The 8,510-nt window shown below is 74.5% G+C and carries 7 protein-coding genes; 3 read left to right on the forward strand and 4 right to left on the reverse strand.

Annotation, left to right across the window (positions count from 1 at the left end):
- Positions 1-110: 110 nt before the first annotated feature.
- Together ACFXGA_RS28705 and ACFXGA_RS28710 are read right to left on the reverse strand one after the other, a co-directional pair.
- Positions 111-1,121 carry an iron-siderophore ABC transporter substrate-binding protein gene (locus tag ACFXGA_RS28705; protein WP_378093115.1) on the reverse strand — a complete coding sequence of 337 codons (1,011 nt, stop codon included), beginning with the start codon at positions 1,119-1,121 and terminating at the stop codon, positions 111-113.
- Between the two features lie 83 nt (positions 1,122-1,204).
- Complete coding sequence (locus ACFXGA_RS28710; RefSeq protein WP_378093117.1) at positions 1,205-2,533, reverse strand: lysine N(6)-hydroxylase/L-ornithine N(5)-oxygenase family protein; 1,329 nt, start codon at positions 2,531-2,533, stop codon at positions 1,205-1,207.
- Positions 2,534-2,675: 142 nt separating this feature from the next.
- Between ACFXGA_RS28710 and ACFXGA_RS28715 the strand changes: the two genes are divergently transcribed.
- Both ACFXGA_RS28715 and ACFXGA_RS28720 read left to right on the forward strand, forming a co-directional pair.
- Positions 2,676-4,367, forward strand: a complete 1,692-nt coding sequence (locus ACFXGA_RS28715; RefSeq protein WP_378093119.1) for an ABC transporter ATP-binding protein — start codon at positions 2,676-2,678, stop codon at positions 4,365-4,367.
- The gene (locus ACFXGA_RS28720) at positions 4,364-6,091 is read left to right on the forward strand and encodes an ABC transporter ATP-binding protein (RefSeq protein ID WP_378093127.1); all 1,728 of its coding nucleotides are present in this window, start codon (positions 4,364-4,366) and stop codon (positions 6,089-6,091) included. The genes ACFXGA_RS28715 and ACFXGA_RS28720 overlap by 4 nt, the downstream gene beginning before the upstream one ends.
- A 29-nt stretch (positions 6,092-6,120) precedes the next feature.
- Here ACFXGA_RS28720 and ACFXGA_RS28725 read toward each other — a convergent pair whose 3' ends face one another.
- Positions 6,121-6,270, reverse strand: coding sequence for a hypothetical protein (locus ACFXGA_RS28725; protein WP_378093121.1), 150 nt, complete (start codon positions 6,268-6,270; stop codon positions 6,121-6,123).
- 153 nt (positions 6,271-6,423) lie between these two features.
- Here ACFXGA_RS28725 and ACFXGA_RS28730 point away from each other — a divergent pair, with 153 nt between their 5' ends.
- On the forward strand, positions 6,424-7,068 hold the full coding sequence (locus tag ACFXGA_RS28730; RefSeq protein WP_378093123.1) for an MBL fold metallo-hydrolase: 645 nt from the start codon (positions 6,424-6,426) through the stop codon (positions 7,066-7,068).
- On the opposite strand, the gene ACFXGA_RS28735 is transcribed toward ACFXGA_RS28730, so the two are convergent.
- A complete protein-coding gene (locus ACFXGA_RS28735; RefSeq protein WP_378093125.1) occupies positions 7,060-8,046 on the reverse strand; it encodes a LacI family DNA-binding transcriptional regulator in 987 nt (328 codons plus the stop codon). The two genes, ACFXGA_RS28730 and ACFXGA_RS28735, sit on opposite strands and share 9 nt — an antisense overlap.
- Between the last annotated feature and the right edge of the window lie 464 nt (positions 8,047-8,510).

Genomic DNA, 8,510 nt, shown 5'->3' on the forward strand with positions numbered 1-8,510 from the left:
GTTCACGGGCCGAGAATTGGTCACACCCTCCACCGTCACTCCCCGCATACCCCGCCCTCCCGGGGGTTGGGGGCGATCTCGGTCCCACCCCACCCGCGGTGGTCCGCCGACTAGTTCTTGATCGCTTCGAGCAGCGGCACGACCTGCTCGATGCCGTAGGGCACGCTGAGCACGGTGTTGAACGACATGGCCGCGCCGATCGGCGGGTCCATGTAGGTGAGGAACAGGTCGCGCTTCTCCGTCACCACGCCGAGCCGCTGGTAGGCGGGCACCGACTTGACCCGCTCCCAGGCGCTCTGGTCGAACATGAGCCACACCAGGCGGTCGGCGTCGAGCAGGTCGAACCGCTCCTCGCTGAACTCGGCCACGTTCATCTGCCCGGCGAGCCGGCCGATCTCGTCCACCAGGGTGAAGCCCAGCTCCTTCATGAAGATGGCCTTCGGGTCGGTCGGCGCGAACGCGGAGTACTGGCCGGGTTTGAAGCTGTCGGCCACGACCATCGTCTTGCCCGCCCACTCGGGGTGCGCGGCCTTGGCGGCGGCGAACCGCCCGGCGACGCCGTCGATCAGCGCCTGCGCCTCCTTCTCCTTGCCCAGCGCCCGGCCGATGTGCAGGGTCTGGTCCTGCCACGGCGCGGCGTAGTCGGGGAACGCCTTGGGTTGCGCGACCACGGGCGCGATCTTGGACAGGGTGTCGTACTGCTCCTGCTTCATGCCGGAGTAGACCGCGAGGATCAGGTCGGGCTTGAGCGCGGCGACCTTCTCCAGGTTGTACTCGTCGCGCTCGCCCACGATCTCCGGCTGGGTGTCGCCCCAGAGGTCCTTGGTCCACGGCCAGTTGCCGAACGGCCGCTCCTTGAACCAGTCCACGACGCCCACCGGCTTGACGCCCAGGGCCAGCACGGGCTCCTGGTCGGACAGGCCGAGCGTGACGACCTTCTTCGGCTCGGCCTTGATCTCGGTGGTGCCGTACTTGTGCTCGACCGAGACCGGGAACGCGCCGGAGGAGGCCGCGTCGGTCGGGTTCGCCCCGCCGGAACCGGCGTCGCCGCCGCCCCCGCAGGCGACGAGCGCCAGCGCCGCGGCCGACACGACCGCGACCAGCTTGAACTTCGTGGACATCGAGGTTTCTTCCCTTTCGGCAGGCGCGGCGGCGCGCCGCTGGACCAGCTTGGGCTTGCGTGGGGTGGCGGACGGGGACGGGCTCAGCGCGCCGGTGAGGCGCTGACCGCGTACTCGGGCTGGGCCGGGACCGCCGGGCCGCGGCGGTCGAGCACCGAGCGGAGGATCTCCCCGACCCGGACGGAGGTGTTGGACAGCAACGACGACGAGATGCCGTGCGTGTGCTCGGTGCCGCCCTGGAGGTACAGGCCGGCCACGACGTCGTCGTCGGTGCGCAGCCGGTAGTCGCGGTCGACGCCGAGCCGGCCGTGGGCGTCGCGGGCGCAGCGCCCGGCCAGCTCGCCCAGCAGCGCGGTCGGGTCGGCCTCGCGGTAGCCGGTGGCGTAGACGATCGCGTCGGCGTCGAGCACCTCGCGCTCGCCGGTGGCCAGCGACTCGACGGTCACGGTGAGCCCGTCGCCGCGGTCGTCCAGCCCGGCGACCCGGGACAGGTTGAGCAGCCGCAAACGGGGGCGGCCCAGCACCTTCTCCCGGTACACCCGCCGGTACAGCTCGGCGATCAGCTCGTGGTCCACCACCGCGTAGTTGGTGTTGGCGTGGTAGTCCATGAGCCTGCGCTTGACCGGGTCGGGGGCGGCGAAGAAGTCGTCCACGGCGTCCGGGTCGAAGATCCGGTTGGCGAACGGGCTGTCGTCGGCGGGGCTGTAGCCGTAGCGGGCGAACACCGCGCACACCTCGGCGGACGGGAACCGCTCGTGCAGGAACGCGGTGACCTCCGCGCCGCTCTGCCCGGCGCCGACCACGACCAGCCGGCGCGGGTCGGTCAGCGACTCGACGCGGTGCAGGAAGTCCCGGTTGTGCCACACCCGGTCGGACGCCCGCACGCCGTCGGGCAGGGCCGGGCGCAGGCCGGTGGCCAGCACCAGGTTGCGGGCGCGGCGCACCTCCACCTCGCCCGCGGCCGTGCGGGAGACGACGTCGAAGTGCGTGACCAGGCCGTCCTCGGCGACCGGCCGCACGTCGACCACGTCGTGGCCGTAGGAGACGAGGTCGTCCACCCGGCCCGCGGCCCACTCGAAGTAGTCGTGGAACTCGACCCGCAGCGGGAACAGGTTCTTGTGGTTGATGAAGTCGACCAGCCTGCCCTTGCCGTGCAGGTAGCTGAGGAAGGTGAAGGTGCTGTTGGGGTTGCGCAGCGTCACCAGGTCCTTGAGGAACGACACCTGCATGGTGGCGTCCTCGAGCAGCATCCCGCGGTGCCAGCCGAAGCGCGGCTGGCGCTCCAGGAAGTGGGCGGTCACCACGTCTTCGGCGCGCGCGGTGGCGTTGTACTCGGTGACGGCGATCGCGAGGGCCAGGTTGGACGGCCCGAAGCCGACGCCGAGGACGTCGAAGACCGGTGGCTGTGGCATGGCTGTCCCATCGGGTTCGTCGGCACAGGGTGATCGAACTTTGGTTACCCTAACCTAAGTCAAACCTCGAGCGGGAGTGATCCAGACCTCTCTTGCGATTAGGGTAGCCTCACCTGACCATCAGCGGAAGGCAGGCACCGGGGTGAAAACCGTCCACCAGACCGGCGTCCTCCGGCAGGCGGTGACCGGGCAGTGGAGATCGGTGACCGTCGCCTCGGTGCTCGGCGCGGCCCACCAGGCGGGCGAGGCCGCGGTGCCGCTGCTCATCGGCGTGGTGATCGACGAGGCCGTGCGCACGGGCGCGGGCGGGCGGCTGCTGTCCTGGATCGGCGTGCTGGCCGCGGTGTTCGTGGCGTTGTCGCTGAGCTTCCGCTTCTCCCTGCGCAGCGGCGAGAAGGCGTCCCACCTGGCCGCGCACGAGGTGCGGTCCGCGCTCGCCGCGCGGGTGCTGTCGGCCGACGGCGGCGCGACCGGCGGCCGGCTGTCCGGGGAGCTGGCCGGCATCGCGACCGGTGACGCCCAGCGCGTCGGGCAGGTGAACCTCGCGTTGCCGATCGCGTTCTCCGCGGTGGTCGGGCTGCTGGTGGGCGCGGTGGCGCTGCTGCGGGTGTCGCCGGTGCTCGGGCTGCTGGTGCTGGTGGCCGCGCCGGTGCTGCTGGGCCTCGCGCACGTGCTCGGCAAGCCGCTCGAACGGCGCAGCGACGCCGAGCAGGACCGGGCCGCGCTGGCGTCCGGCGTGGCGGCCGACCTCGTCGCCGGCCTGCGGGCGGTGAAGGGCATCGGCGCGGAGGCGACCGCGGCGCGGCGGTACCGGGCGACCAGCAGGTCGTCCATGGCGGCCGCGGTCCGCGCCGCCCGGTCCCGCGCCGGGCTGGACGGCTCGATGCTCGCGATGACCGGCGTGTTCCTCGCGGTGGTCGCCCTGGTGGGCGGGCACCTCGCGGCGTCCGGGGCGATCACGGTCGGCCGGCTCGTCGCCGCCGTGGGGCTCGCGCAGTTCCTGCTGTGGCCGCTGTCGGTCTTCTCCTGGGTCAACGGCCTGCTGGCACAGGGCCGCGCGTCGGCCGCGCGGGTGGCCGAGGTGCTGGCCGCTCCCCCGGCCGTGCCGCCCGGCACGACCCCCGTGCCGACGCCGGTGGCCGGGCGCGTGGAGCTGACCGACGTGGTGTCGGGGTCGCTGCGCGGCGTCTCGCTGACCGCCGAGCCCGGCGAGCTGCTGGGGGTGGTGGCACGGGACCCGGCGGACGCGGTGTCCCTGCTGGCCGTGCTGGCGCGCGAGGTGGACCCGGAGCGCGGCGCCGTGACGCTGGACGGGCTGCCGCTGTCCACTCTGGAGGGCGCCGCGCGGCGGTCGGCGCTGCTGGTCGCCGCGCACGACGCGGATTTGTTCGAGGGGACGGTGCGGGACAACGTCGCGGCCGGCGGCGCGGGGACCGACGGGGCGCGGCTGCGCGAGGCGATGGCCGCGGCCCGGGTGGACGACGTGGCGCGGGCGCTGCCCGACGGGCTCGACACGGTGATCACCGAGCGCGGCCGGTCGCTGTCGGGCGGGCAGCGGCAACGGGTGGCGCTGGCCCGCGCGCTGGCCGCCGGTTCGCCGGTGCTGGTGGTGCACGACCCGACGACCGCGGTCGACGCGGTGACCGAGGTGTCGCTGGCCGGCGGGATCAGGCGGGTGCGGGCCGGGCTGACCACGATCGTGGTCGCCACGAGCCCGGCGCTGCTGGCGGTGGCGGACCGGGTGGTGTTCCTCGCGTCCGGCGTCGTCGTGTCCTCCGGCGCGCACGCGGACCTGGTGGCGGACGAGGACTACCGACTGGTGGTGTTGAGCTGATGCGCGAGTTGTTGGCGACCGCGTCCGGCACGCGGACCTGGGCCGCGGTCGGCGAGCTGGTGCGACCGCGTCGCGCGGCGGCCTGGGGCGCGGCGCTGGTGCTGCTCGCGGGCACGGCGGTCGGGCTGCTCACCGCGCCGGTGCTGGGCCGGATCGTGGACCTGGCCGGCGCGGGGTCGTCCGCCCTCGCGTGGCCGGTGGCGGTGCTGGTGCTGGTCGCGGTCGTGCAGGGCGTCTCGACGGCGTACGGCACGTCCCTGGTGGCGCGCCTGGGCGAGGGGATGCTCGCCGACCTGCGGGAGAGGTTCGTCGAACGGGCGCTGCACCTGCCGCTGGAACGGGTGGAGGAAGCGGGCGCGGGCGACCTGACCTCGCGGGTGACGCGGGACGTGCAGGTGATCGCGGACGCGGTGCGCAACGCGCTGCCGGTGATGGCGCGGTCGGCGTTGACCATCGCGTTGACCGTGGTGGGCATCGCGGTGCTGGACTGGCGGTTCCTGCTGCCGGTGGCGTTGGCGCTGCCGATCCACGTGCACACCGTGCGCTGGTACGGCGGGCGCGCCGTGCGGCTGTACGCGGCGCAGCGGGTCGCGGTCGGCGTCCAGCAGCAGCAGTTGCTGGACTCGATCGGCGGCGCGGCGACCGTGCGCGCGTTCGGCCTGGCCCCCGCGCACGTGGCGCGGGTGCGGTCGCGGTCGCGGGAGGCGGTGGACCTGGCGCTGCGCGGCATCCGGCTGCTCACCCGGTTCTACGGCCGGCTGAACGCGGCCGAGTTCGTCGGCCTGGCCGGGGTGCTGGCGACCGGGTTCTGGCTCGTCGGCTCGGGCTCCGCCTCGGTGGGCACGGCGACCGCCGCCGCTCTGTACTTCCACAGCCTGTTCAACCCGGTCAACGCCGCGCTGGCGCTGGCCGACGACGCCCAGGCCGCCACCGCGTCGCTGTCGCGGCTGGTGGGCGTGGCCGACGAGCCGATGCCGTCGACCGAGGGCCGGGTGCGGCCGGTGGACACCTCGATCAAGCTCGCGGGCGTGTCCTACTCCTATGTGGACGGTCACCCGGTGCTGCGGGACGTGGACCTCGAACTGGCCGCCGGCGAGCGGGTGGCGCTGGTCGGCGCGTCCGGCGCGGGCAAGACCACGCTGGCCAAGCTGATCGCGGGCGTGCACGAGCCGACGAGCGGGTCGATCCGCCTCGGCGGGGTGGAACTCGCCGCGGCCGAGCGGTCCGTCGCGCTGATCACCCAGGAGGTGCACGTCTTCGCCGGCCCGCTGGCCGACGACCTGCGGCTGGCCCGGCCCGACGCCGGCGACGACGAGCTGGAGGCCGCGCTGGCGCGGGTCGGCGCGCTGGGCTGGGCGTCGGCCCTGCCGTCCGGGCTCGACACCGTGGTCGGCGAGGGCGGGCACCGGTTGACCGTGGCGCAGGCGCAGCAGTTGGCGTTGGCGCGGCTGGTGCTGGCCGACCCGCCGGTGGCGATCCTGGACGAGGCGACCGCGGACGCGGGCAGCGCCGGCGCGCGGGAACTGGAGGAGGCGGCGGCGCGGGCGTTGGACGGGCGGACCGGTCTGCTGGTCGCGCACCGGCTCACCCAGGCCGTCACGGCGGACCGCGTCGTCGTGCTGGACGAGGGCCGCGTGGTGGAGAACGGCACGCACGACGAGCTGCTGGCCGCCGGAGGCCGCTACGCCGCGCTGTGGGCCGCCTGGTCGGGCACGCGTTCCTGAGCCCGGACGCCCACAGCGCCGCGGCGCGGCTAGAACAGGACGATCAGCAGGATCAGCGCGAGGACGATCGCGATGATCGTCGGGACGGTGGCCGGCGAGCGGCGGTAGTGGCTCTGCACCGACGTGGTGCGGAACCAGCTGTACGGCAGACGGCGACGGTGTCGCTGCACCCAGGGCATGTCGGCTCCCTACGTCGTGTTGTCCCCCATGGCTGCCCTTGGGATACCCCGCGCCGGCCGCGCGGACACCTTCGTGTGATCCGGTGCGGAAGTCGGTGTGCCCGTGGCGAAACGGGGTACGGACCGCGACCGGCCCGGCCTAGCGTGGCGGACGTGGAGATCATCGACGTGACGCCGCGGCTGCGGATGCTGCGGTTCCCGGTCGGACAGGCGTACGTGTGGCGGGACGGCGACGCGCTGACCGTCGTCGACACCGGCACCGCCGGGCACGCGGACCGCATCGCCGCGCTGGGCCGGGTCGAGCGGATCGTGCTCACCCACTGCCACGACGACCACATCGGTTCGGCCGCGGCGTTGCGCGCGGCGACCGGCGCGCCCGTGCACGCGCACCGGGCGGACGCGCCGGTGATCCGCGGCGAGGCGCCCCGGCCGACACCGGTGATCCCGCCCGGGGAGCGGGAGCTGTTCGACCGCGTCACGCCGACCGTGCCCCGCGCGCCGCGCTCGCCCGTCGACCGGGAGGTGGAGGAGGGCGACGTGCTCGACTTCGGCGACGGCGCGCGGGTCCTGTCGATCCCCGGTCACACGCCGGGCAGCATCGCGATCCACCTGCCCGCGCACGGCGTGCTGTTCACCGGCGACACGGTGGCCACGGGGGAGGGCGCGCCGATCCCCGGCGTGTTCAACACCGACCGGCCGCGGCTGCTGGAGTCCGTGCGACGCCTGCTGGACCTCGACCCCGCCGTGCTGTGCGTCGGCCACGGCGACCCGGTTTTGGGCGGGACCCGGTCAGCCTGACCGGCGGGCGACGAACGCGGTGGGCAGCACGACCGGCTCGCGGGCCGGCGGCGCGCCCTCCAGCCGGGCCAGCAGGAGCCGGGCGGCGGCCTCCCCCATCTCCCGCATCGGCTGCCGCACGGTCGTCAGCTCGGCGTGCGCGGCGATGGGTATGTCGTCGAAGCCGACCACCGCGACGTCGTCCGGCACCCGGCGGCCGACCGCGGCCAGCGCCCGCATCACGCCGAGCGCCGACAGGTCGTTGTGCGCGAAGACGGCGTCGAAGCGCAGCCCGGTGGCCATCAGCTTCTCCGTGGCCACCGCGCCGCGGTCGGTGCCGAAGTCGCCCTCCACCACCAGCCGCGGGTCCACGTGGACGCCCGCGTCGCCCAGCGCGTCGAGGAACCCGTCCAGCCGCTCGCGCACGCACCCGAAGTTCGCCGGCCCGGTCACCACGGCGAACGCGGTGCGGCCCGCCGCGACGAGGTGCTGCGCCGCCGCCTGCGCGCCCTCCCGGTTCGTGGTGCTCACCGACGGGAACCCGGGCCTGCTGCCCCGGTCGTCGATCATCACCACCGGCAGGCCCTGGTCGTGCAGCGTCTCGATGTAGCTCAGCGTGTCCGGCGGCTCGATCACCAGCAACCCGTCGAACGCCTTGGCCGACACGTGGCTCGCGAACTGGGCCAACGACTCCGAACCCCGGTTCACCGTGTAGAGCAGCAGGCCGTAGCCCTCGGCCTCCAGCTCGTCCACCGCGCCCTGCACCACCTCGCCGGTCCACGGCCAGGTCAGCGACGGCACGAGCATGCCGACGGTCCGGGCCCGGCCGCGGGCGAGGCCGACGGCGCGGGCGCTGGGCACGTAGCCGACGTCCGCGATCACCTGCCGCACCCGCGCCGCCGTGGCCGCGTCGACGTCCGGTTTGCCGTTGAGGACGCGGGACACGGTCGCCTTGCTCACCTGGGCGCGCTGGGCGACTTCGGCGATCGTGACTCGCACGGTGCACTCCTCGGTTGCGTCTGCGGAACCGGGCCCGTAACCGGTACCGAAACCGGTTACGGACACGCAGTCAACCGCTCCGTGCACGCAGCGTCAAGAGTCCGTTGCCCGGACGGGGTCCGGACGCACCGGTCAGGCGCGCCCCGTTCGGGGGTCGGCGCAGCGGCCGACCCGCGCATCGCGCACGATCGGCGGACCGCCTCGACCCGCCGAGGGTCCCGGCGCGGCGGGTGCGCCGGACACGGCCCCGGCACGCCCGTCGCGATCCACGACGTCGGCGCGACCGGCTCTGCGGGCCGGCCAGCGGCATCGCCCGTCGAGACCGAGGGCTTCGGCGCGGCCGGCTCCTCGGGTCGGCCCGGCCGGGTCACGCGACGTGGCGGGGGCCCCGCCGGGGGGCGCGGCCCCGCGGCGGGCCGGCCCGGCCCGGTCCGGCCGCGGCGCGGTATAACACAAGATCACAG

Origin of the sequence: Actinosynnema sp. NPDC059335, assembly GCF_042752395.1 — a bacterium.
Classification (GTDB): Bacteria; Actinomycetota; Actinomycetes; order Mycobacteriales; family Pseudonocardiaceae; genus Actinosynnema.